This window comes from Algoriphagus taiwanensis (assembly GCF_036245645.1).
In the GTDB taxonomy this organism is placed as follows: domain Bacteria; phylum Bacteroidota; class Bacteroidia; order Cytophagales; family Cyclobacteriaceae; genus Algoriphagus; species Algoriphagus taiwanensis.
In genome coordinates, this window is the sequence record NZ_BTPE01000023.1 from 15,815 (window position 1) to 41,115 (window position 25,301).

Here is a 25,301-nt window from a genome sequence, read left to right on the forward strand (position 1 = left end):
ATGCCATCCGATCAACCTAATTTCCTCCAACGCCTTCAAACCAAATGGAAACTGGAAAGTATTTTCCAAGTCGTGATGGTTTTGGTGGTATTTGCCTGTACGGGATTTACCATTCTTTTCATCAAAAACCCGATTTTGGATTTTTTTGGCGTAGAAAGAGGAGGAGGTCAAGGATTTCTGAATACGGTTCTTTACCTACTTTTAGTACTTCCATTATACCAGATTATTCTCCTGATCTATGGTTTTATTTTTGGTCAGTTTAAATTTTTCTGGGGAAAGGAAAAGCAGATTTTCCGAAGAATAGGAAAGCTTTTCTCGAATAAATAAGAAGTATTTGGCTAATAGAGACCAATTACCACTGCACCTTTTTGACTTCAGATACTATTCCCCCAAATAGTACATCGCCTCACTTTGGGAGGAGGATAGCTCTTTTTCACTCCAAAAATTTTTCAATTCCCAAATCACAGCTCCTCCAACTGCCTTCTGTACATCTGGATCGTATTTTCCAATCCATAGTACAGGGCATCGCAGATGAGCGCATGACCGATCGATACTTCTTCAAGCCAGGGAATATTCTTTTTCAGGAAAGCAAGATTATGCAAGTCCAAATCATGGCCTGCATTCAGCCCCAAGCCCAAATCTCTTGCAATTTTGGAAACCTCCACATAGGCTTTGACCGCCAAGTCCCGATCTTGGTGGTAGTGTGAAGCATAAGGTTCGGTGTAGAGTTCTACCCGATCTGTCCCCGTCAACTTGGCTGGTTCGAAGTATTTCGCCTCAGGATTGATAAATATGGAAACCCGGGTTCCGATTTCTTTCAGCTCCGCGACGATATCCTTCAGCATGCTCTGATGGGTGATCGTGTCCCAACCTGTATTGGAAGTGATGGCATTGGGTGGGTCGGGCACCAAAGTCGCCTGTGCAGGCTTCACTTCTCGAATCAATTGCATAAATCGCTGATCAGGATAGCCTTCTATATTAAATTCGGTGGTCACTACCTTGGCTAGATCCAAACAATCCTGATAGCGAATATGCCTTTCGTCAGGCCTGGGATGCACGGTAATTCCCTCTGCTCCAAATCTCTCACAGTCCAAGGCCACTTGCACCACATTGGGATTATTGGCACCTCTCGCATTTCTCAGCGTGGCGATCTTGTTGATATTTACACTCAGTTTTGTCATATAGGTTGATAAAAGGGTATTTTTACCCGGTAATCTAGATGTAACACAAACTTAGGACGAATGAGTTTAAAGCAGAAAGTAGAAACTGAAATAAAATCGGCCATGATCGCAAAAAACAAGGTCCGATTGACAGCCCTTCGTGCAATCAAATCCTTGATTTTGCTAGAAGAAACGAAGGAGGGCTATTCCGGCAGCCTTAGCGAGGATGACGAGCTGAAACTTTTAACCAAAGCCGCAAAGCAAAGAAAAGACTCTGCCGAAATCTATGAAAAACAAGGCCGAAATGACCTTTTGGAAACGGAATTGGCTGAACTGGAGGTGATTCAGGAGTTTTTGCCTAAGGCATTGACTGACGAAGAATTAGGTCTGGCCGTACAGGAAATCATCAATGTGACCGGTGCCGTTGGCCCAAAAGACATGGGCAAAGTGATGGGAGTGGCTAGCAAGCAGCTTGCCGGAAAAGCCGACGGAAAGGCCATTGCGGAAAAAGTGAAAATGCTTTTGAACGGATAAGCTTGGCACCTCTCGATATAGTTATACTGATTCTGATCGGGCTAGGAGCTTATCAAGGCTACAAAAAAGGCCTCTTGATGAGTATCGTGGGCCTGATCGGATTTGTATTGGCTATTATTTTGGGGGTGTATTTCATGGATCCCGTCAGCAAATGGCTCGCAAACAGACTGGATGAAATGACCTTCGCCTTTCCCATTTTGGCTTTTTTGATTGTTTTCGGGATCACTTTGGTTTTGGTAAATCTGGCGGGTTGGGTCTTAAAAAAAATGATGGACCTTATTCTTTTGGGAGGCTTTGATAGTTTGGCCGGAGGAATTTTGGGAATTGTACAGACAGGATTTTTTATCAGCCTTTTTCTCTGGTTTTCCCTTCAGTTTGGATTGCAGATGCCCAAAGAGTGGAAAAAAGACAGCGAAGCTTTAGTCTACATCGAGCCTTTGGCCCCGGGAATAATCAGTGTTCTGGAGCCGATTTTTCCCAAAGTGAAGGAAATGGTGGAAACGATGAAGGAAATAGCTGAGGAATACGCTAAGAAGGCAAACTTCTGATTTGAACATATAAAAAGTTAGCTTATTTAGGCTCAGCGATACTTTTCTCTAATTACCTCAAATCAATAATTTCAATCCCAGGGTATTTTTTGGGATCAAAAACAAAGTAATCAGCTGAAAGAGAAGGCGCTTGTTTCATTTCCCGGAAAGAATAAGAAAGCGTGCCGCCCTGCCCGTCTGACATCTCCCAAGCGAGTAGATCCTGGGTGTTTTTATCTACCATCAGCTTAACCTCTTTGAAAGGGGAATCTGCTTTTTGGGCCACCAAAAGCACTACCTGAACCGGCTTGCCCTTGTAGGTATTGTCTGCCAAAAGCCGATAATTGTAGCCCGTCTCATACATTTTGTAAATATTGGATGGGGTCAGTTCTCCTTCCATCTGACTCACGTCATTGATGGTGACCTCCTTGTATCCATCACTTTGGATAAATGTCCAAACAGTTTTCCCGTCATTAAAAATCTCCTGATCCGGAAGCTTAAGCCGGTACTTCTCCCCTTTAACGGCAAGCTCTCCTTGCTGTCGATCCTGAACCACACCCGCATCGGAAAAGGTAAAGTCAAAATTGGCAGTGAAACCGTTGAGGCTTTGGTATTTTTTGCTCATCCCATCCAGGACAGCTTTTGCTTTAGGATCCTTTTGGCCGAAGGCCAAAGAAGACAAAAAGACCAGAAAAATCAGGAGAAAAGAAGTAGAAACTTGTTTCATGAATTGAGTGGTAGAAACGGATTGTTAGGCTTTTACAAGCTATTCAATAACCGTTCCAAACTAGCCTCATCCTGAATCAGCACCTCCCTCGCTTTAGAACCCTCAAATGGCCCCACAATACCCGCTGCTTCCAGCTGATCCACTATCCTACCTGCCCGGTTGTAGCCGAGCTTCAGCTTTCGCTGAATCAAAGAAGTACTTCCCTGCTGATGAAGGACAATCAGCCTCGCCGCATCATCAAACAATGGATCCCGATCTGAAAGATCTACATCCGCAGCGGAGCCATCTCCCTCTTCTCCCTCAAACTCAGGAAGGAGGTAAGCATCGGAATATCCTTTTTGGTTTCCAATCCAATCACAGATGGCATCCACTTCCGGGGTATCCAGGAATGCACACTGAAGACGGATCATCTCCGAGCCCTGAGAAAGCAGCATATCCCCCATCCCGATCAGTTGATCTGCACCACCTGCATCAAGAATAGTTCGTGAGTCAATTTTGGAAGTAACCCGGAAGGAAAGACGAGCCGGGAAGTTGGCCTTGATGATCCCCGTGATCACATTGACAGAAGGTCTTTGGGTAGCTACCACCAAATGAATCCCGATCGCTCGAGCCAATTGTGCCAGACGCGCAATCGGACCCTCGATCTCCTTTCCGGCTGTCATCATCAAGTCCGCCAACTCGTCAATGACCAAGACGATGTACGGCATGAAGTAATGTCCTTTCTCGGGATTGAGCTTTCTGGCGATAAACTTCGCATTGTATTCTTTGAGGTTTCTACATCCGGCATCCTTGAGCAGATTGTATCGGTTATCCATCTCGATACAAAGGGAGTTCAGCGTGTAGATGACCTTTTTGGTATCCGTGATGATGGCTTCTTCCGAACCGGGAAGCTTGGCTAGGAAGTGTCTTTCGATTTTGTTGAAAAGGGTCAGTTCTACCTTTTTGGGATCCACCAAGACGAATTTCAACTGGGAAGGATGCTTCTTATAAATCAAAGAAGCCAAAATCATATTCAATCCTACGGACTTCCCTTGTCCGGTTGCCCCAGCCATCAGCAAGTGAGGCATTTTGGCTAAATCCACCACAAAAACCTCATTGGCAATGGTCTTTCCCAAAGCCACAGGAAGGTCCTTGTCCGACTTCATAAATTTCTCCGTCCCAATCACTGCACGCGCTGGTACGAGCTCTCGGTTTTTGTTTGGGACTTCTATACCGATCGTCCCCTTTCCCGGGATGGGAGCGATGATACGAATTCCCAAAGCCGCTAAGCTCAAGGCAATGTCATCCTCCAGGTTTTTGATTTTGGAAATTTTGACTCCCGGATTGGGAACAATCTCATACAAAGTGACCGTAGGACCAATGGTCGCCTGAATACCCTGAATCCCGATCTGGAAATTCTCCAGCGTAGTCACAATTTTATCCTTGTTCTCCTCCAGCTCTTGACGGGTCACGGTGACCTTTTTGACGTCGTACTCATTCAACAGGTCAAGCGTGGGATACTGATACCGAGGCAAATCGAGGGTAGGGTCGTAGGGATCAAGATTTTCGACTTCCTCAGCCGTCTTTTCCTCCTGAACAGCCTTATGCACGGTGAAATTTCCTGCAATTGGCTCCTGAGGGGCTTTTCCTACAGTTTCATCCAGAAGATTTACCTGAGGTACATCGAAAATGTCCTCCTCCAATTCTGGCTCCTCTTCTTCTGGATCCTCCAGTTCATCTTCCAAATCCAAGGCCTTTTCGATCTCCAGATTTTTCACCTCCCATGCACTTCCATCATCCAAAATATCTTCCTCCTCTTCCAGATCTTCCTCTGAAGAGAATGGATTTTTAGCGGTGGATTCAGAAATATTTTCTTCTAAATTATCGATCTCGGATTCGGATTTTGGAGAAAACATATTCAATTGATCTATCCCAAAGAAAAGAACCACGAAGATCAGGAGGGAGACAACAATCAGGATAAAGGTTCCCATTCCCAGAAAATCCGCAGAAAGCTTGGCCAACTCATAGCCCAATCCTCCGGAAATGAAACTCCAATAGGAATACCCCTCTACCAAGATTACCAGATAACCAATCAACAATCCTAGCCATACAATAAAGAAGAGGGAAAAGACCGTGTAGCGCGTCAGTGAAACCAAGGAAAACTTAAAGGTCCATCTGAAGCCCAAAAAGAAAATAAACGGAGGAATAAGAAATGCTGCGATACCAAACCAGCGATAAATCAACCAATGCGAAACTTGGGCCCCAAAGTAACCCAGCCAATTTTGGGAGGCACGGGCAGCTTCTCGGACGGCCTGATCAGGATTGTTGAAAACCAAACTTTGATCCTCGGGTCCATTAAGCAAATAAGAAATAAACGCGATCACCAAAAAAATACTGATGGAAATCAAGCTCAGTCCCGACACCAAGGCCAACTGCTTGAATTGGAATTTACCCAAGGAAAATCCAGGTCCAGAAGGCTTTTTAGGGCTTTTCTTTACATTCTCTGATTTTTTGCGAAAGGTGTTAGTGCGGGAGCTTGGGGACGCCATTGAGGTGAAAGTACGAGTTTAATTTAAGCCAAAAGGCTACACAAAGACAACTTACCGTGAAAAATATGCCAGAAGTCCTTTTTTGATCTTTTTTACTATTCCCGGTCCCTCATAAATCATGCCCGAGTAGATCTGAACCAAACTTGCCCCGGCTTCCAGCTTCTCTATTGCATCTTCAGGGGAAAAGATTCCACCTACCCCAACGATCGGAAAAGCCCCTTTGGAGTGAGTATGGAGGTAGCGGATCACTTCTGTGCTTCGCTTTCCTAGGACTTTTCCGCTTACTCCACCCGCACCGATTGCTTCTACCTCAGCCGGATCAGTGCTCAAAACCGAACGGTCAATTGTGGTATTGGTCGCAATCACTCCGTCAATTTTGGTCTCTTGCACAATTTCAATGATATCATCCAATTGCCCTTCGGTCAGATCCGGAGCGATTTTCAATAAAATGGGTTTGGGCTGCTTTTTCAAATCATTGGCTGATTTCACGGCGGTGAGCAGTGCTTTTAGTGGCTCTTTTTCCTGCAAATCCCTCAAGTTGGGCGTATTGGGAGAACTCACATTGACCACAAAATAGTCGACGTAAGGATGTAAAGCTTCCAGACAGAAAAGGTAATCGTCTACAGCCTTCTCATTTGGAGTGACCTTGTTTTTACCAATATTCCCTCCCACAATGACCTTAGACTTTCTCTTCTTCAACCGTTCTACCGCTTCGAGGACTCCTCCGTTATTGAATCCCATGCGATTGATCAAAGCTTTGTCTTGGGGAAGACGGAATAGCCGGGGCTGAGGATTGCCTTCCTGAGGCTTTGGAGTGAGGGTTCCGATCTCGATAAATCCAAAACCCAGCATGGCCATTTCATCGATCAGCTTGGCGTCTTTGTCAAAGCCAGCAGCCAGCCCAACAGGATTTTTGAATTTCAATCCAAACACCTCCCGCTCCAGTCTAGGATCATCCAACTCAAATCCGGATTCCAGCAAAGAGCTCAGAATAGGCAGATTGAAGGTAAGTTTGGTGAGATCGAAAGTGAAATGGTGGGCATCCTCTGGTTTTTTCAAAAAAAGCAAAGGCTTCAGAATGGACTTGTACACGGCTGAGAATTTGGATCAAAGCTCAAAGATAAAGTATATCCCCTCTTGCCCTAAAATCAGAATAAAAAAAGAGGAAGCCCTTTTCCCACTCCCTCTCCTATCGCTCAATTAGGCTCAAATCACTAATTGGCAATCAAAATCAAATTTTGGTGAGAAGTAGGGCAAAACCGGAGGTAAAAACCAGCCCCAAATGCCGTCCTTGATTTGCTGCAACAAACTGGCATTCAAGGGAGGTTGTATAAAATTCTTTTATTTTGAACAAAAATTACGCTTTAGCGTGTTTAAAAGCTGGTAAAAAAAGCCTCATCGGCGCCATTATGAAAATAGGAATTGTTTGCTATCCCACGTTTGGGGGAAGTGGTGTAGTAGCCACGGAATTGGGCAAGGGATTGGCCAAAATCGGCCACGAAGTCCACTTCATCACCTACAAGCAGCCCATGAGGCTGGATTTTTTCAGCGAAAATCTCTTCTATCACGAAGTGGATATCAAAAGCTACCCGCTGTTTGAGTTTGCTCCCTACGAACTTGCACTCGCCAGTAAGATGGTGAGCGTGGTCAAATACGAAAATCTCGACCTTCTTCATGTGCATTATGCCATTCCACATGCTTCTGCAGCCTATATGGCCAAGCAGATTTTGAGGACAGAAGGCATACAAATCCCTGTAGTCACCACACTTCACGGGACAGATATCACACTCGTAGGAAAAGATCCAAGCTATGAACCGGTGGTCACCTTTTCCATCAATCAATCTGACGGAGTCACTGCGGTATCCGAGGATTTGAAAAAGGAAACCTATGAGTATTTTGACATCAAGCGGGATATTGCAGTCATCCCCAACTTCATTGACTTAGAGCGATTCAAAAAGCAAAGAAAGGAACATTTCAAGCTGGCCATTTGCCCAAATGGGGAAAAACTATTGGTCCACACCTCCAACTTCCGGAAGGTAAAGCGGGTAGAGGATGTGATCCATGTTTTTTACAATATCCGAAAAGAAATCCCAGCCAAACTGCTTCTGGTAGGTGATGGCCCGGAACGAGACCGGATGGAGCGTCTTTGCCGCACCTTGGGCACTTGCGATGACATCCGCTTTTTGGGAAAATTGGAAGCGGTAGAAGAAGTTTTGTCTGTGTCGGATTTGTTTTTGATGCCTTCGGAAAAGGAAAGTTTCGGACTGGCAGCCCTTGAAGCCATGGCCTGTGAGGTGCCTGTCCTTTCATCCAATGCGGGAGGTATCCCAGAACTCAATCTGGACGGAAAGACCGGATTTGCCTGTGCGGTGGGTGACGTGGAAGACATGACTGCCAAGGCAAAAATCATTCTTGCAGATGAAAATCTTCCCGGTTTCAAAGAGCGGGCTTTGAATCGTGCCAAAGAATTTGATATCCATCAGATTCTTCCCCGATATGTGGCCTATTATGAGGAAACCATTGCAAAAACCCTGAGTACGGTTTAATAATATGATTTAAATCAATCAGCGCTTAATTTTTAAAAGTTGAAAAACCTTACCTTTGTGGCGTTGTTACTCATACGAAAAACAGATCATTGAACTGAATACTATGAAAAAGATTGGAAGATTGGACAAGCCGGATAATTTCGGTTCAGCCAAAATGTTTTCTAATCCCCTTCTGGAGAAAATCTCCAGAACCCACATTATGGTGCCGATTACGCTTTTCGTAGCGATTTCTTCGGTTTCCTTTTACTATGCAGTGACTTCTACGGAGATTGGTTTGTGGGTTGGGATGATTGTCTTGCTGGCAGGTTTGCTGGCTTTCACTTTTGTGGAATACATGATGCACAAGCATTTCTTCCACATGGAGCCCAATACCCCGATGAAAGATAAACTCCAATATACTGTGCATGGGGTACATCATGATTATCCTAAGGACAAGGACCGATTGGCTATGCCTCCATTTGTAAGTGCAGCTTATGCGGCGATTTTCTATCTCGTATTCAATCTGATTATGGGAGATTATGCCTTGTACTTCCTTCCCGGATTTCTTTTGGGGTATACAGCTTACCTGGGTGTGCACTATATCGTACATGCTTACAATCCTCCAAAAAACTTCTTTAAAGCTTTGTGGGTCAATCACGCGATTCACCACTACAAAGATCCGGATACTTCCTTTGGAGTAAGTTCTCCTCTTTGGGACTATATCCTGGGAACCATGCCTAAAAAAGATTAATACAAGCCTCCCTTTGGGAGGTTTTTTGTTTGATGGCTTGCCACAAAGACGGAAAGACACTAAGGATTCCAGAAAGAAAACTTCGTATTCACTGGACCTTTTACTTCGATGTTCATTACAGCGACACTCGATAGTAAAACTATGAACACCGAACCCTAAACGAATAAAACCCGATAACTCAATAACCAATAACTAGCCTTGCGCCTTTGAGCCTTAGTGACAAAAAAATAATGACAACTATATCAATTATCGGCCTGGGATGGATCGGAGAGCCTTTGGGCTTTCACCTGAGGGAAAAAGGATATAAAATCCTAGGCTCCACTACCTCTGAAGAAAAAAAGGCAAAACTTTCCCAAAAAGACCTTCAAGCCATCCGCTTTTCACTCAATCCCCATCCGGAGGGAGTAGGTTTTAACGCCTTGTTTCAGTCAGAGATTTTGGTAGTCAATATCCCTCCCCGAACCCGATCCGGTGATGGACTTTTCCACCTTGAGCAGATCAAGTATCTGAAAAGTCTGATCGATAATTCCCCCATTCAAAAGGTGATTTTTGTTTCCAGCACGGGAGTTTATCCCGAGGCAAATTCTCCCGAAAAGTACGGGGAGGACTTTCCCCTTTCTCTGGAAAATACCGGCAACGAGACGATTTTCAAGGCCGAGCAGATGATGTCCAAAGACCAAAAATATGACCTCACCCTTATCCGGTTTGGAGGATTGCTGGGGGATGACCGAATTCCTGGGAAATACTTTTCCGGAAAGGAAAACGTGGCCGGACAGACCCGAGTGAATTATATTTATCGGCAGGATGCCGTTCGATTACTCACCTGGATCATCGAAAAGGAACTATGGAATGAGACCTTCAACGGAGTAGCTCCCATCCATCCGCTGCGAAGGGATATCTATGAAAAAAACGCGGCCGAATTGGGCTTTGCACCACCGGCAAGCTATCAAAATGAACCCGAAGGAAATGATCGTTTGATTGATTCAGCCAAAATCCTGAGTACGGGTTTTGACTTTGAATTCCCGGATCCTATGGATTTTCCCTATTTGCTACAAAGGCAGTAAGGCATTAATAAATTGTATTGCAATATTTCTCACAGATTTCTCAGATCAACACAGATCAATACCCTCTGTGAAAATCTGTGTTATCTGGGAGCAATCAATAACTTTTCAGGTTTCTAATTCTTGCAGCCGATTTTCAGTTTAGTTTCCCGGATCCTATGGATTTTCCCTATTTGCCACAAAGGCAGTAAGGTATTAAGAAGTTGCATATAAATTTTTCTCACAGATTTCTCAGATGAACACAGATCAATACCCTCTGTGAAAATCTGTGTCATCTGGGAGCAATCAATAACTTTTCAGGTCTCCGATTCTTGCAGCTGACTTTCACTTTGGATTTTTCTTATTTGCCACAAAGGCAGTAAGGCACTAAGAAGTTGCATTGCAATATTTCTCACAGATTTCTCAGATGAACACAGATCAATACCATCTGTGAAAATCTGTGTCATCTGGGAGCAATCAATAACTTTTCAAGTTTCTAATTCTTGCAGCTGATTTTCAGTTTAGTTTCCCGGATCCTATGGATTTTCCCTATTTGCCACAAAGGCAGTAAAGCACCAAGAAGTTGCATTGCAATATTTCTCACAGATTTCTCAGATGAACACAGATCAATACCCTCTGTGAAAATCTGTGTCATCTGGGAGCAATCAATAACTTTTCAGGTCTCCGATTCTTGCAGCTGACTTTCACTTTGGATTTTTCTTATTTGCCACAAAGGCAGTAAGGCACTAAGAAGTTGCATTGAAATATTTCTCACAGATGTCTCAGATGAACACAGATCAATACCATCTGTGAAAATCTGTGACATCTGTGAGCAATCAACCATTTTTCAGCTTTCTGATTTCATGCTTCTGACTTTCAACCCTGCCAACTGCGACAGCCCAATGCCAACTTAAAAATGCCATCTTGTCACTTTTTCACGCTTGGAACGGGCATTGATATGCACACTCCGTCAATATTTTGTAACTACTAAACCGATTTATACCATGCAGGAAAAAGGTACGATCTCGATTCATACCGAGAACATTTTCCCCATCATCAAAAAATTCTTGTACTCCGATCACGAGATTTTCCTTCGAGAACTCGTGTCCAACGCCGTCGATGCTACCCAAAAAATCAAGCGATTGGCTACTTTGGGTCAGTACAAAGGCGAATTGGGAGACATTACGGTAGAAGTTTCTTTTGACGAGAAAAAGAAAACCATCACCATCTCTGACAAAGGTCTCGGGATGACTGCCGAGGAGATCAAAAAGTACATCAATCAGATTGCTTTCTCCGGTGCGACGGAGTTTGTGGAGAAATTCAAAGATGCCAAGGACGCCAACGAGATCATCGGTAAGTTTGGTTTGGGTTTCTATTCCGCCTTTATGGTGGCCAAAAACGTGGAAATCCACACGCTTTCATATCAGGACGGCGCCGAACCAGCCATCTGGACTTGCGACGGCAGTACCGAATTTGAAATCAAAAAAGGAAAGAAAAAGACCCGAGGAACCGACGTGATTCTTCACATCAACGAAGATTCAGAAGAATTCCTCGACAAGTGGAAGCTTCAGGGCATCCTGGACAAATACTGCAAGTTCCTTCCAGTTCCGATCAAGTTTGGCACCAAAAGCGAATCAGTAGAAGACGGAGTAGATGACAAAGGAGAAAAGAAATGGAAGTCCGTGGAAGTGGACAATATCATCAACACCACCTCCCCTATCTGGACCAAATCTCCAAGCGATCTAAAGGACGAAGACTACCTCGCATTCTACAAGAGTCTCTATCCGATGAGCGAGGATCCGCTTTTCTGGATTCACCTCAATGTAGACTATCCGTTTAATTTGACCGGGGTTCTTTATTTCCCGAAGGTCAAAAACGAATTCGAACTTCAGCGAAATAAGATCAAACTTTTCAGTCGTCAGGTATTTATTACTGACGAGGTGAAAGACATCGTGCCGGAGTTCTTAATGTTGCTTCACGGGGTGATCGACTCTCCGGATATCCCGCTCAACGTGTCCCGAAGCTTCTTGCAGGCTGATGGCAACGTGAAGAAAATAAACAACTACATCACCAAGAAAGTGGCCGACAAACTTTCCGAACTTTTCAAAAAAGACCGAAAGGCCTATGAAGAGAAATGGAATGACATCGGACTGTTTGTGAAGTATGGGATGATTTCCGAGGAGAAATTCTACGAAAAAGGCAAAGAGTTTACCCTGCTCAAAAACACCAAAAACGAGTACTTCACGCTCGATGAATACCGTGAAAAAGTGAAAGCGGTGCAGACCGATAAAAACGATCAGTTAGTCTACCTCTATGCTACTGATCTCAATAAGCAGGACGGATTTATCGATTCTGCGAATAAAAAAGACTATGACGTCTTGGTGCTCGATTCTCCGATCGACAGCCACTTTATCCAGCATATCGAGACCAAAATCGAAAAGACTCAGCTGAAGCGAGTGGATGCCGATGTGGTGGAAAAACTGATCCAAAAAGACTCCACCTATGCCAATCTCCTGACCGAAGATCAGAGCAAATCCGTGAAGGAACTCTTCGAAAAGGCGATTAACAACAAAAACTACAGCGTGGAGATCGAAGGCCTTAGTCCTGAGGAAATGCCCGTGACCATCACCATGGAAGAGTGGATGCGCCGTATGAAAGACATGGCGCAAACCGGAGGCGGACCGATGAGCTTCTACGGCAGCTTTCCTGATAGCTACAAAGTCGCCATCAACGGCAACCATCCCGTGGTGGACAAAATCCTCAAAGCCGATGGCGAAGAAGCCCAACTGAAGCTAGCCAAACAGGCATTTGATTTGGCGATGCTTTCTCAGGGCTTGCTGACTGGTAAAGACCTGACTGCCTTTGTCAAGCGAAGTGTGGAAATGATTTAGTGAGAGACCTTTGGAGTATTCAAAAACCCCAAAGGTTTTACAAATCCCCGGCCACTCGTCGGGGATTTTCTTTTATTACGGTTGATTTACAATAAATCGGAATTGATGCCTAAAAAATGATTACCTATTAACAAATTGTATTTCAACGAGTTAATAATTCAACTTTTCCGTGAACTAAAAATAATTGAATTGATTATCAACTAGTTATGATTTTTTTTGAAAAAAAAATTATTCGTTTCTTCTTGATAAAAGAAAGGGGGGGGACTATCTTTAGTTCAGGTTCAACGCGCGGCGAGCTTTTTAATCAATTTGTTAAACTTAAATTCTTAAAATCATGAAAAAAATATTTTCCCTTTTAGCCTTTGGCTTGCTTAGCCTTGCTTTCTTTACTCCAAAATCCAACGCCGATACGGCATATGTTTGTTGCCTCAGTAATAGCATGCAGCGCTGTGCGGTAGTAATATATCCAGGACCCGGGGGAGGAGAAGGTATCTCGTATCCATTTGATGGACTCAAGGTAGCTTGTCCTAGAATCCCATAACAAAGTGTTTCTGAACTATTCCGGGGAAGTTTTTCCGGAATAGTTATTTATAGAATCTCAGTCTTGATATCACATGAGAAAATACCTTCTTGCTATAGGATCAGCTGTCTTCTTTTTTTGGGCATGTAGCAGCCCAAACCTGATCAAAGACCCACTCGATGATTTCTCCCTCGAGGAATCGGTGTCTTTGAGCCCACTAGAAATCTCAGATTCTCTTTTTAGAGTAGAAGACATGTTCCTTTTTCAAAATATATTGATAGTCCTTGATTTAGATTTGAATCATCTCTACAAAGTAATTGATATTTCAAATGACAAGCTGGTTAAGAGGTTTGGAAAGCGAGGTGAGGGTCCTGACGAATTCAATACTTTAACTTATCTAAATTACAGTACAGGTGGAGGAAATTGGATTGGGATCAACGAAAGCAGAAAAAACAATTTCAAAGAATATCATCTTGACAGTATTCTATTTTCTTCTGAAGACCCCAAGCCGCATTCCGTAGTTTCCGGATTCAATTCTTCCAATTTGGGAATTGCAAAAATTGATGTGGATCAATTTATTGGATTTGGACTTTTCGACCAACTTTATTCTCAGCAATCCAAAAACGGATTGGTAACTAACTTCGGAAGGTTTCCTTTCCAAGAGCAGTTTGAGGCCACTTCTCCTCATACTTTGGTTATGGCTTACCAACCGAGATTTTACAAAAACCCTAATAAACCGCTTTTATTAGCTACTTCTGTATTTTCATTCAACATGGATTTGATCAGAATGAATAAAAATGGAAAAGCTGAAGTTTATAAATCCCTTCACTTTTGGCCTACTGAATTTGAAGATGAATCCTCAGGAGGCTCTTCCAGTGCAGCCATTAAAAAAGAGAATCGGTTCGGAAATCTGAGTACATCTGTTTCAAAAGAGCATATTTATGTATTATACCAGGACAAGCCTTGGGAATTTGAATATCCACAGAAAAGCAATCGAGTTTTGGTATACGACTGGGAAGGAAATGCGATCAAAATCCTTAATTTGGAAAAAGATGTCATGCTTATTGCTGCTCACGAAGATGACTCTTACCTAATCGGATATGTAGATGATGGAAAAGCTAATTTGTATAAGTTTGATTTGAAATAAAAAGTGGAATTCTGTTTTGAAAGGATTAAACAGAATTTTTCTTTCCCCACCCACGTACTAGGCTATTCCGAGAATTGGGTCATTTCTGTTTATGCTTTCCAAGAAGACCAAGTACGCCCTCCACGCACTCAGCTAATTCGGTAAGCATCGGTAATAGAGTAATTGGAAGTGGATGGAGTTTGACAGCTACAAAGTCGCCATCAACGGAAACCACCATTTGTTAGACAAAGTTCTAAAGGCCGATCTGAAGAAGAAAAAGGGCGGTTGGCCAAGCAAGCCTTCGACTTGGCGAAACTTTCCCAAGGTTTGTTGACTGGAAAAGATCTGACTGCCTTCGTGAAGCGAAGTGTGGAGATGATTTGATCCAAGAGAACTTTGGGGTTTTCAAGAACCCTGAAGGTCTTAATAAACTTCAAACCAGTGAGGTTTTCGAAACCCCAAAGGTTTTACAAATCCCCGGCTTTGGTCGGGGATTTTCTTTTATTACGGTTGATTTACAATAAATCGGACTTGATACCTAAAAAATGATTACCTATTAACAAATTGTATTTCAACGAGTTAATAATTGAACTATTCCGTGAACTAAAAATAATTGGATTGATTATCAACTAGTTATGATTTTTTGAAAAAAAATTATTCGTTTCTTCTTGACAATAGAAAGGGGGGGGGGGGCAGTATGTTTAGTTCAAGTTCATCGCGCGGCGGGCTTTTTAATCAATTTGTCAATCCTAAAAAAATTTAAATCATGAAAAAGAAAACTCTCTATTTCGCCTCCTTCTGTATTATGTCGTTTGGTTTTAGTTTGCTTCTAAATTTAGTATCAGAAAAAGGATCCAATTTTAATTCTTTTTTTACCCCAGTTTATGCTCAAGATGAAGAGTTAGAAGAATCAGGGTCAGGAAAAACTGATTGGTATTATTTTGATTGTCCATATGACACTGGAAAATACTGCAGTTCGGTTCAGAGTTCAGAATTTTGCGCAAGATCAAAGAAGAAACCTATTGGCAATTGCTAAATCTAAAACACTCAACTCAGTTCAACTGGGTTGAGTACCTTCATTTGTAACCAAATATACATTTCAATGAATCGAATTCTTTCCCTTATTTCCATAATCCCTTTTATTTTTTCTTGTTCCCAGCCCATTTCCAAGGAAAGGAAACTGAATTATACTGTTCAGCCCAAAATCATCTCCACGGGCAATTCACTAGCCCAGTTTTACTTTTTTAACCAAGTCAGGAACGATTCATTGTTTCTGTTCAATTCATTCAATCACTCTTTGGACATTGTCGATTTAAAATCAGACTCGGTAGCAAGCCGGATAAAGCTTGAGTTCGATGGCCCAAATGCGGTCAATGATATCCGGACTTTTTATTTCCATAATCGGGATTCTATTTTTCTGGCGGAGGAAAACTTTTCTGTTGCTCTTGTCAACTCCAAGGGCGAATTGAAAAACAGATACACCGACTTCCTGGCAGGTTTCCCCTCCAATGAAAAAAGTGAGGTCTATTCAAACAGTCCTTCCCTGGAGTTTGCTTCGCAACTATTGTATCATCCAGTCAATAAGGAAATCCTACTCTATTTCATGCCCTTTAATCAACCGGAAAAGAAACGGATCTTTGCTTCCTATTCTCTGGAAACCGGAAAATCCAAATCCTTACCGATTCACCTGCCCGAGCAATATTGGGATAAAAAATTGGATCTGAGTAAGCTATTTTTGACTTCAGGCACATTGGATAAATCTGGCTTTACTTACCTCTTTTCCGGTAGTCCGTTTATTTTCCGATACGATTTTCAAACTCAGAAAGTAACTTCATTTGAGATCAATCCTTCTTGGGAGAAAGCAAAAGCAGATGACATTCCTTTTGGCTCCATGAGCGTATCCCAAAAACAGGCCTTTATGCGGGAGAACCCATTTTATTATAAAATTTACTTTGACCCATATCGGAATCTGTATTACCGACTGAGTAGCCCCCCAAGGCCCAATTCCACCGAAGAGAACTTTCATTATGTCAATTACAATAGGATTTGCCTGACGGTATTGGACAAGGACCTTCAGGTGTTGGATCATCTTTTTCTCCCTAAGGAAAATGTGTACAACGTCGGATTCTCCTTTGTGACCTCAGAAGGACTTTGGATCAGCTACAATGGAGCAAATCAAGATGATGAAAACTGGATAAAAGGCGATTTGATCCAATTGGATAAGGTGGTGAATTGACTTGATTACTCGGCTAAGCCTCCAAGGGTTTCAAATCCCTTGGGGGCTTTATTTTATGGAAGTATCGACCTTTGAGGCTTTTCATTCTGGTAGCTATCAGGACTCGAGAGCCTTTTTTGTTTTCCTAGGAATCAAATCTTCGAGGTTTTTAAAACCTCAAAGGGTAACTCCAATCCCCACTTCCGTGCTAGGCTATTCCGAGAATTGGGTTATTTTTGTTTATGCTTTCCAAAAAGACCAAGTACGCCCTCCACGCACTCACTTACCTGGGCAAACACAAAGACGAAGGAACCGTCCTGATTCATGATATTGCTGAGGAACACGGCATTTCTCATAAATTTTTGGAAAACATCCTGCTTGAGCTCCGAAAAGCCGGCTACCTCGGCAGCAAAAAGGGAAAAGGCGGGGGCTACTACCTCATCAAAGAACCGAAAGACATCCCGCTTTCCCGGGTGATTCGACTACTCGACGGACCCATTGCTCTGCTACCCTGTGTCAGTCTCAACTACTACGAACCCTGCGCCGAATGCAAGGATGAGACCCAATGTGGGATCAATAAGGTCATGGCCCAAGTCAGAGATGAAACCCTTAAAATATTGGAAAACAAGACTTTAGAGGATATTCTTCAGGGAGAATAAAATTTTTTCCATATAAAGTCTATAATTTTTATAGGGTTTATATACTTTTGCTTTCCTATACCGTTGTATCTGCATGATTCTAGACCAACCTCTCAAAAAATGGTTCGCTTCCAAAAAAGGAACGGATTCCAATCTGAAAAGCATAGCCAAGTCCATCTCCTGGAGAATAGTAGGCACCTTGGACACCATGGTCATTTCCTACATCATTACCGGGCAGCTGGTCATGGCGGTGTCCATCGGTTCGGTAGAGGTAGTCACAAAAATTCTGCTCTATTATGTCCATGAGCGGGTATGGGAGAATGTCACAAAAACCAAAAAAGATGAGCCTGAAGCAGAACTTGTCCGATCTTGAGTCACAGGTAAAAGATCTCAGCCCAGGTGAAGGATTGGCCTTATTGGCAGATCTGTTTCCTGGTAAAGTAGTTTTCTCGACCTCCTTGGGTCAGGAGGATCAGGTAATTACTCAGATGATTGCCTCTCAAAACTTACCCATTCAGATATTTTCTCTGGATACAGGCAGATTATTTCCGGAGACCTTGGAGCTCCTATCCCGAACCGAAAGCAAATACAAAACCCGAATCAAAGTCTATTATCCCGAACGCGACTCGGTCGAAAACTGGGTAGCCAAGCATGGAATCAATGGCTTCTACGAATCAGTCGAAAACCGCAAATCCTGCTGCTTTGTCCGAAAAGTTGAGCCCTTAAAGCGCGCTTTGGCTGGGAATGCCGTCTGGGTGACCGGACTTCGTGCCGAGCAAAGTGCCAACCGAAGCGAGATGAAGCGGATCGAGTGGGATGAATCCAATCAGATCATCAAATACAATCCCTTGTTGGATTGGACATTTGACGAAATGATCGCCTACATCGCAGAGCATAGAATTCCTTATAATCCGCTTCATGATCAGGGATTTGTCAGCATTGGCTGTGCGCCCTGTACCCGGGCGATCCTTCCAGGCGAAGACGCAAGAGCCGGAAGATGGTGGTGGGAAGACTCGAAGAAGGAGTGTGGGCTTCATAGTCGATGACCGATGCTGGATGTCGGATGTCCGATGAACCTTCGGCATTCAATATTCGATGTTCAACATTCTTTATTGAAAAATTGGAATATTACCAGAATCATAAAATACAGTAACTATTTGAAACAAGGTTTAGATGCCTCACACAAGCTCGTAAACCTGTGCTGAGCGTAGTCGAAGCATCGTACTTCTTAATTTGTAAATCCTATGAACCTATTTATACCTAACCCCAAAGAAGCAGAATCGATCCACATCCTGAGGGAAGTGGCGGCGCAGTTTGAGCGTCCGGTTTTGCTTTTTTCCGGGGGAAAAGACTCCATCACCTTGGTGAGACTGGCCCAAAAGGCCTTTTTCCCCGCCAAAATCCCTTTTCCACTCCTTCATGTGGACACCGGGCACAATTTCCCCGAGACCATCGAGTTTCGGGATCAGTTGGTCAAGGAATTGGGATTGGAATTGATTGTACGAAACGTACAGGATTCCATTGATCAGGGGAAAGTTCGTGAAGAAAAAGGCCGTTACGCCAGCCGGAATACCCTACAGACTACGACCCTTTTGGATGCCATCGAGGAATTCAAGTTTGACGCTTGTATCGGTGGAGCAAGAAGAGATGAAGAAAAAGCTCGTGCCAAAGAGCGGATGTTTTCTGTCCGTGACGATTTTGGCCAATGGGATGAAAAGAACCAGCGCCCGGAGCTATTCGACATGCTAAATGGCAAAATCCACGTAGGTCAAAACGTTCGGGTATTCCCGATTTCCAACTGGACAGAACTCGATGTCTGGGAATATATCCGCACCGAGGATATTGCAATCCCAAGCATCTATTTTGCCCACAAGCGGGAGGTGTTTTTCAGGGACGGAATGATTTGGACGGCAAACGAGCACGTGTACCGCGAAGCCCATGAGGAGGTCACCGAAAAATGGGTTCGTTTTCGAACCGTTGGGGACATGACTTGTACGGCGGCTGTACTTTCTGAGGCAAAAACATTGGATGATGTGGTCGCTGAAATCCGAGAATCCACCATCTCCGAGCGGGGAGCGAGAATCGACGACAAGCGATCCGAGGCAGCGATGGAGACGAGGAAGAAAGTTGGGTACTTTTGAGTATCAAGTAGCTGGTATCAAGTAACAAGAAGTAGAAAAAAGAAATACAGTAGAAAAACAGTAGAAATACCCTAGAAATAGGTCCCGCAAGCGGGACGAAATAAAGGCCTGTTGGTTATGCTGCTTCTCCAGAAGCAGCTTTCTTAGAATCAATAAAGGTCCTGCCCCGATGATTATCAGGGGAAAAGCAGGACAGCGGCGAAGTATTTCGCCGAACGCAGTGAGGCCTATTTCCATCTATTTCTACTGTATTTCATTCCATTTCCACAATATTTCAAAAAAATAAAAAATGGACATACAAGGCAGAAAACTAATCAAAATCGCTACCGCTGGCTCGGTAGATGATGGCAAAAGCACCCTGATCGGGCGTTTGCTGTACGATACGCATTCCCTGACCACGGATAAGATCGAAGCGATTGAGCGAAACAGCCGTCAGCGAGGTTACGACTATTTGGACTTTTCCCTAGCCACCGACGGACTAGTAGCCGAGCGGGAACAGGGCATCACCATCGACGTGGCACATATTTATTTCAATACTGATAAGACCAACTTCATTGTAGCGGATACTCCGGGGCATGTGGAATATACCCGAAACATGGTGACCGGTGCCTCCACTTCCCAAGTCGCCATCATCCTGATTGATGCCCGCAAAGGTGTCATCGAGCAGACCTATCGGCATTTTTTCATCGCCAATCTCCTCCGCATGAGTCATGTGGTGGTAGCTATCAATAAAATGGATTTGGTGGATTACAGCGAGGATGTCTTTTTGAAAATCAAGTCTGATTTTGATGCTTTGGTTGAGAAAAGCGACTTCTCAGAGGAGCAAATCACCTTTATTCCTCTTTCGGCTTTAAAGGGAGAAAATGTAACCCGCAAGTCAGAGGAAATGCCTTGGTACCTCGGAAACACACTTTTGGATCATTTGGAGGTATTAGAACCTGAAGATTTGCAGGAAAGCACGACTGCCAGATTTCCTGTTCAATTGGTGATTCGCCCGAAAACGGAAGCTTTTCATGACTTCAGAGGCTTTTCTGGAAAACTCTATGGCAATTCTCTAAGCGTTGGCGACCGGGTGACTGTCCTACCTTCCGGAAATGAATCTACTATCAAGAGCATTCACTTCTTTGATCAGGAATTGGAAAGTGCTGCTGCTGGTTCATCGATTGTGGTAACACTAGCGGATGAAGTAGACTGCAGTCGTGGAGATATGATTGTCAAAGTCGGAGAAGAACCAAGCAGTGAAAAAACTATCTCAGCAACCCTCTGCCAAGTCAATTCCAAAAATCTCCGGGTGGGCCAAAAGTATATTCTCCAACATGGTGTGAATCGGGTTTTGGCCAAGGTGGAACAGATTGAAGCAAAAATTCATGCTGACTTTTCCGGTACAGAAGAATCAGAACAACTGAAATTGAATGATATCGGGAAAGTTCAACTGAGACTGAGTAAGCCTGTTCACTTCGATTCCTACCAAGGCAATAAATCCAACGGGGCCTTTATTCTGATCGATGAAGGAAGTTTTGATACGGTTTCGGTGGGATTTATTGAGTAGAGGCAAGAAGCTAGACATTAGACAAAAGACTCCATAAATAGACTAGGCTGGTTCAAGTCTCCTGACTTGGACCAACCTAAGAATAGCTAGATTTCAGTATCAAGTTTCAAGACACTTGACTTCGACATTCATCATTCTGCGTTCAACATTCGATATTTCAAAACTTTGAACCGCGATCATTTAACCTTGGAATGGTTCAAGTCTCCTGACTTAGACCAACCAAAATCAATAGCATGACGGGAGTCAAAGCAGTCCAAGTCTGAAGACTTGAACTAAGGCAAAGAAATTCGAACTAACCCCAGCCATGACCATGTCTTGGCTTTTTCTAAAAACCTATAACCTATAAACCCGATAGGATTTAAAAATTAATCAGTTATGCAAAGCTTTCGAACCGAACTTGAAAACCCGCTAGTAGAACGGGACATCATCGAATTAGAGCGAAAAATTGCTCTTTTCCGGGAGGGAAAGATCGATGAGGAAAAATTCCGAAGCCTTCGTCTAGCACGGGGTGTCTATGGGCAGCGTCAGCAAGGGGTGCAGATGGTTCGCATCAAACTTCCTTATGGAAGAGCTACCTCCGCTCAGTTGCGTAGAATTTGCAAGGTTTCGGAAGAGTATTCCACGGGTAGGCTACACATCACCACAAGACAAGATATTCAGATTCACTACGTGAGCTTGGATCGTACTCCGCAACTTTGGGCGGAGTTGGAGAAGGATGACGTCACACTTCGGGAAGCTTGCGGCAATACGGTTCGTAATGTCACTGCCTCAGAAACTGCCGGTATCGACCCGAAAGAACCCTTTGATGTGACTCCATACGCCGATGCCACCTTCAGGTATTTCCTGAGAAATCCGATTTGCCAGGAAATGGGCCGGAAATTCAAAATGGCTTTTTCCTCCTCCGATGAAGACACTGGCTTGGCTTACATGCACGATTTGGGTTTTATCCCAAAAGAAAAGGAAGTGGATGGAAAGCAGGTTCGTGGCTTCAAAGTCCTGCTGGGCGGAGGCTTGGGTTCGCAGCCTCGCCATGGAGATCTGATCACGGAGTTTTTGGAGACCGATCACCTGATTCCCTTTATCGAGGCGGTATTGCGGATTTTTGACCGGCATGGGGAAAGAGCCAGAAGAAATAAAGCACGGATGAAGTTCTTGGTTAAGGAAATTGGAATTGAAGCCTTTTTGGACTTGGTAGAAAAAGAGAAAAAAGCACTTCCATTCCAATCTTTTCCACTCCATTTCGAAGATCAGGAAGCTCCTGCCCTTCCCAATCCTCCAAGAGTTGAAGTCAATTCCTCCGACTTGGGTTTGGACTTTGAGCTTTGGAAACTGACCAATGTGCTCCCGCAAAAGCAGGAAGGCTACGTTTCGATTGGGGTTAGGGTGCCTTTAGGGGATTTTTATTTAAATCAGGCTAGGCCTTTGGCAGATTTGGTGGAAAAGTATGCTGCGGGAGAAGTTCGATTTACCCTTCGACAAAATATCCTGATTCGGGATGTCCGGGAGGATTTAGTTCCATTATTCTATCAAGAACTAAAGAAAATCAACCTCGCTCAGCGTGGATACAATTCTCTTGGAGACATCACTGCCTGCCCGGGCACAGACACCTGCAATTTGGGCATTGCCAGCTCAACAGGAATTGCCAAAGAGCTGGAAAAAGTAATCGAGCAGGAGTATCCTCAGTATTTGAAAAATCAGGAATTGGTCATCAAAATCTCCGGCTGCATGAATGCCTGCGGACAGCACAACATGGCTCACATTGGCTTTCAGGGAATGTCCATGAAGGCCGGGAAAACCGTAATTCCTGCACTTCAAGTGCTTTTGGGAGGAGGAAATTTAGGCGATGGAAACGGGCGATTTGCGGATAAAGTAACCAAAATCCCGAGCCGTCGAGGCCCTCAGGCTTTGCGGGTTTTGCTGGAAGATTTTGAGAAAAATGCCGGAGGAAAAGACTTCCTGGGCTATTACGATCAGCAAGGGCAAATGTATTTCTACGACTTGCTCAAGGAGCTCAGCGATGCCTCCACCGTGACTGAATCCGATTCAGTAGATTGGGGACATCAGGAAGCTTACGAGGTGGCCGTTGGAGTAGGTGAATGCGCGGGTGTGGTGATTGACTTGGTGGCAACCTTACTTTTGGAAGCTTTGGAAAAGCTCGATTTAGGCCAGGAAGCACTCGAACAGGGTCGATGGTCAGACAGCATTTACCACCACTATGCCGGGCTAATCAATGCCGCCAAGGCACTTTTGCTCAGCGAAGACATAAGCACCAACAGCTATGCGAATATCATCAGCTTGTTTGACGAGAAGTTTGTCGAAACCAGCAAAATCCAACTGGAAGGCACCTTTGCCGAAAAAGTCTATCAGATCAATCAGCAGGAACCAAGCGAAGAATTCGCCAAGGCTTACGCCAAGCAAGCGATGGAAATCTACGGATTGCTGAAAACCTATCGGGAAGAGGAGGTAGAAGCATGAGAACTAATATACATCCAAAAGTAACGCTCGTTGGTGCTGGTCCCGGAGATCCGGAACTGATGACTTTGAAGGGGATTTTGGCCTTGAATACGGCTGATGTAGTTTTGTATGATGCCTTGATTGACCCGGTTTTGCTGAAGCATGCACCGGCTACGGCTTTGAAGATTTTCGTAGGAAAGAGAGTCGGAAAGCACAGCACTCCACAGGAGGACACGAATCAACTCTGTGTGGAATTGGCCAGAAAACACGGGCATGTAGTCCGCCTGAAAGGTGGAGATCCTTTCGTCTTCGGCAGAGGCGGAGAAGAAATCGAGTATATCGAGGCATTTGGTATTCCAACTGCTGTGGTTCCTGGGATTACTTCAGCCATTGCCGTTCCGGCGAATGCGGGAATTCCAGTGACCAAAAGAGGAATCTCAGAGAGCTTCTGGGTAGTGACAGGAACCACGACGATGGGGGAGCTTTCCCATGATTTAGCTCTTGCTTCTCAGTCCACTGCCACAGTAGTCATTCTGATGGGCACCAAAAAATTGGCAGAAATTGCAAATACCTATCGAAAAGCTGGAAAGTCCCACCTACCAGTAGCCATCATCCAAAGTGGAACTACTCGGGAAGAGAAAATTACCGCAGGTTTCATTCATGATATCGAGCAAAAAGCATTGGAAAATCAAGTTGAAGCTCCGGCAGTAATCATTGTAGGTGAAGTCGTGCGGGAAAGTATGCGATTGGCAGAGATTTACAGGGAATTTGTGAAAATGGAAATATGATAGAAACACACTTTGTGAAATACCATGGAAATATACCTCGCTTTGCTCGGTGAAATAGGCTCCCTATGGTCGCGAAATATTGCATCTCAGAAGAAAAGGCCTTCGACTCCGCTCAGGCTGACAATAAAGATATTTTCAGAAATGCAAGGGTCAATTTATTTCGCTCGACGAAGTCGAGCTTATTTCTAAGTATTTCAACTGTATTTCTATTCTAAAATCTCTAAAAAATGAACCATCTCTATCCCATATTCCTCAAAGTCCACGAGCTCAACGTACTCCTGATCGGTGGAGGATTTGTGGCAACTGAAAAGCTGGAATTTCTGCTTAAGTCAAGCCCAGAGGCTCAAGTGACTGTGGTTTCCAAGTTTTTCCGCCCTGAGTTTTTGGAATTCGCGGAGGGGAAAGAAACGGTTACCCTGATTGAAGATTCCTACCATGAAAAGTACCTAGGAGGCAAACATATCGTCATTGCGGCCACGGATGACAAATCAGTGAATCGACAAATCCGGGGTGAAGCCAAGGAACGCTTTCTTTTGGTTAATGTAGCCGATACACCGGAGCTTTGCGACTTTTATCTGGGTGGCATCGTGACCAAGGGAAATCTCAAAATTGCCATCTCCACCAATGGAAAATCGCCCACCACAGCCAAGCGACTCCGGCAATTGCTTGAGGAAGTACTTCCTGATGAGATTGATGATTTACTCGAAAATCTCAATGCTTATCGGGCCACGCTCAAAGGAGATTTTGAGTACAAAGTCAAGGCGATGAATGAGGTGACGGAGGGGTTGGTGAAGAAAGAGATGTTAGACACAAGACATTAGACACAAGATTTCGGTATCTAGTAGCTGGTATCAAGATTTTAGAAGTGGTATGTCATAGGTGGGTTAGAGGTCTTGTCACATGTTCACTTCTGGTCGATTAGGTAGAAAATCACATCTTAAGTTCCGATTATGTGATTTTTTTCACGTTTTCGGAAGATAAAATGTGATTTCAGACTTTTGCCTATTTGAAATACGATCTAATGGTCAAAAATAGTTGGTGAAACACCATCTAATCATCTGATAATAAATTATTTACAAGGGCCTTATTGAAACCAGTTTCAATAAGGTTTTTTTGTTTCATGAAAACTTCAAAAAAAGCGGTGCTGGGCCTGTGGGTTTCTTGACTCAATCAAGTGGGGAAAACAG

22 protein-coding genes and 1 pseudogene are annotated in these 25,301 nt (G+C 43.8%); 19 read left to right on the forward strand and 4 right to left on the reverse strand.

What is annotated here, in order from left to right:
* The gene (locus AAA938_RS19600) at positions 1-327 is read left to right on the forward strand and encodes a DUF6787 family protein (RefSeq protein WP_338230548.1); all 327 of its coding nucleotides are present in this window, start codon (positions 1-3) and stop codon (positions 325-327) included.
* Between the two features lie 134 nt (positions 328-461).
* Here AAA938_RS19600 and AAA938_RS19605 read toward each other — a convergent pair whose 3' ends face one another.
* A complete protein-coding gene (locus AAA938_RS19605) occupies positions 462-1,181 on the reverse strand; it encodes a pyridoxine 5'-phosphate synthase (RefSeq protein ID WP_338230550.1) in 720 nt (239 codons plus the stop codon).
* Positions 1,182-1,241: 60 nt separating this feature from the next.
* Here AAA938_RS19605 and AAA938_RS19610 point away from each other — a divergent pair, with 60 nt between their 5' ends.
* Both AAA938_RS19610 and AAA938_RS19615 read left to right on the forward strand, forming a co-directional pair.
* A complete protein-coding gene (locus tag AAA938_RS19610; protein WP_338230552.1) occupies positions 1,242-1,694 on the forward strand; it encodes a GatB/YqeY domain-containing protein in 453 nt (150 codons plus the stop codon).
* Positions 1,695-1,696: 2 nt separating this feature from the next.
* Complete coding sequence (locus tag AAA938_RS19615) at positions 1,697-2,242, forward strand: CvpA family protein (protein ID WP_338230555.1); 546 nt, start codon at positions 1,697-1,699, stop codon at positions 2,240-2,242.
* Positions 2,243-2,294: 52 nt separating this feature from the next.
* On the opposite strand, the gene lolA1 is transcribed toward AAA938_RS19615, so the two are convergent.
* Genes lolA1 through AAA938_RS19630 form a run of 3 tightly spaced genes read right to left on the reverse strand, consistent with a single transcriptional unit; the run spans position 2,295 to position 6,568 of the window.
* Positions 2,295-2,948, reverse strand: a complete 654-nt coding sequence (gene lolA1, locus AAA938_RS19620) for an outer membrane lipoprotein periplasmic chaperone LolA1 (protein WP_338230557.1) — start codon at positions 2,946-2,948, stop codon at positions 2,295-2,297.
* Between the two features lie 32 nt (positions 2,949-2,980).
* Positions 2,981-5,476, reverse strand: coding sequence for a DNA translocase FtsK (locus tag AAA938_RS19625; protein WP_338230559.1), 2,496 nt, complete (start codon positions 5,474-5,476; stop codon positions 2,981-2,983).
* A 51-nt stretch (positions 5,477-5,527) separates the two neighbouring features.
* Positions 5,528-6,568, reverse strand: a complete 1,041-nt coding sequence (locus AAA938_RS19630) for a quinone-dependent dihydroorotate dehydrogenase (RefSeq protein WP_338230561.1) — start codon at positions 6,566-6,568, stop codon at positions 5,528-5,530.
* A gap of 317 nt (positions 6,569-6,885) precedes the next feature.
* Between AAA938_RS19630 and bshA the strand changes: the two genes are divergently transcribed.
* The 16 genes and pseudogenes from bshA (at position 6,886) to AAA938_RS19705 (ending at position 24,935) form a co-directional block, all read left to right on the forward strand.
* The gene (gene bshA, locus AAA938_RS19635) at positions 6,886-8,022 is read left to right on the forward strand and encodes an N-acetyl-alpha-D-glucosaminyl L-malate synthase BshA (RefSeq protein ID WP_338230563.1); all 1,137 of its coding nucleotides are present in this window, start codon (positions 6,886-6,888) and stop codon (positions 8,020-8,022) included.
* A gap of 103 nt (positions 8,023-8,125) precedes the next feature.
* Entirely contained in the window at positions 8,126-8,752 is a 627-nt protein-coding gene (locus AAA938_RS19640; RefSeq protein WP_338230565.1) for a sterol desaturase family protein, read from the forward strand.
* A gap of 230 nt (positions 8,753-8,982) precedes the next feature.
* Positions 8,983-9,816 carry a Rossmann-fold NAD(P)-binding domain-containing protein gene (locus tag AAA938_RS19645; RefSeq protein WP_338230567.1) on the forward strand — a complete coding sequence of 278 codons (834 nt, stop codon included), beginning with the start codon at positions 8,983-8,985 and terminating at the stop codon, positions 9,814-9,816.
* 980 nt (positions 9,817-10,796) lie between these two features.
* On the forward strand, positions 10,797-12,683 hold the full coding sequence (gene htpG / locus AAA938_RS19650) for a molecular chaperone HtpG (protein ID WP_338230569.1): 1,887 nt from the start codon (positions 10,797-10,799) through the stop codon (positions 12,681-12,683).
* A gap of 614 nt (positions 12,684-13,297) precedes the next feature.
* On the forward strand, positions 13,298-14,350 hold the full coding sequence (locus AAA938_RS19655; protein ID WP_338230571.1) for a BF3164 family lipoprotein: 1,053 nt from the start codon (positions 13,298-13,300) through the stop codon (positions 14,348-14,350).
* Between the two features lie 181 nt (positions 14,351-14,531).
* Positions 14,532-14,713, forward strand: a pseudogene (locus AAA938_RS20325) (hypothetical protein); the annotation flags it as partial.
* Positions 14,714-15,095: 382 nt separating this feature from the next.
* Positions 15,096-15,365 carry a hypothetical protein gene (locus tag AAA938_RS19660; RefSeq protein WP_338230574.1) on the forward strand — a complete coding sequence of 90 codons (270 nt, stop codon included), beginning with the start codon at positions 15,096-15,098 and terminating at the stop codon, positions 15,363-15,365.
* Between the two features lie 66 nt (positions 15,366-15,431).
* Complete coding sequence (locus AAA938_RS19665; protein ID WP_338230575.1) at positions 15,432-16,565, forward strand: DUF4221 family protein; 1,134 nt, start codon at positions 15,432-15,434, stop codon at positions 16,563-16,565.
* A gap of 221 nt (positions 16,566-16,786) precedes the next feature.
* On the forward strand, positions 16,787-17,203 hold the full coding sequence (locus AAA938_RS19670) for an RrF2 family transcriptional regulator (protein ID WP_338230576.1): 417 nt from the start codon (positions 16,787-16,789) through the stop codon (positions 17,201-17,203).
* Between the two features lie 73 nt (positions 17,204-17,276).
* Positions 17,277-17,555 (forward strand): DUF2061 domain-containing protein, encoded by a 279-nt coding sequence (locus AAA938_RS19675; RefSeq protein WP_338220747.1) that lies wholly within the window; start codon positions 17,277-17,279, stop codon positions 17,553-17,555.
* Positions 17,524-18,228 carry a phosphoadenylyl-sulfate reductase gene (locus AAA938_RS19680; protein WP_338230578.1) on the forward strand — a complete coding sequence of 235 codons (705 nt, stop codon included), beginning with the start codon at positions 17,524-17,526 and terminating at the stop codon, positions 18,226-18,228. The genes AAA938_RS19675 and AAA938_RS19680 overlap by 32 nt, the downstream gene beginning before the upstream one ends.
* Positions 18,229-18,426: 198 nt before the next feature.
* On the forward strand, positions 18,427-19,323 hold the full coding sequence (cysD, locus tag AAA938_RS19685) for a sulfate adenylyltransferase subunit CysD (RefSeq protein WP_338230580.1): 897 nt from the start codon (positions 18,427-18,429) through the stop codon (positions 19,321-19,323).
* A gap of 289 nt (positions 19,324-19,612) precedes the next feature.
* Positions 19,613-20,872, forward strand: a complete 1,260-nt coding sequence (locus tag AAA938_RS19690) for a sulfate adenylyltransferase subunit 1 (protein WP_338230581.1) — start codon at positions 19,613-19,615, stop codon at positions 20,870-20,872.
* Positions 20,873-21,247: 375 nt separating this feature from the next.
* On the forward strand, positions 21,248-23,347 hold the full coding sequence (locus AAA938_RS19695; protein ID WP_338230583.1) for a nitrite reductase: 2,100 nt from the start codon (positions 21,248-21,250) through the stop codon (positions 23,345-23,347).
* Positions 23,344-24,114, forward strand: coding sequence for a uroporphyrinogen-III C-methyltransferase (gene cobA, locus AAA938_RS19700; RefSeq protein ID WP_338230584.1), 771 nt, complete (start codon positions 23,344-23,346; stop codon positions 24,112-24,114). Before AAA938_RS19695 ends, cobA begins: the two co-directional genes overlap by 4 nt.
* 227 nt (positions 24,115-24,341) lie before the next feature.
* Positions 24,342-24,935: a precorrin-2 dehydrogenase/sirohydrochlorin ferrochelatase family protein gene (locus AAA938_RS19705; protein WP_338230586.1), complete on the forward strand. Its 594-nt coding sequence runs from the start codon at positions 24,342-24,344 to the stop codon at positions 24,933-24,935.
* Positions 24,936-25,301 lie beyond the last annotated feature (366 nt).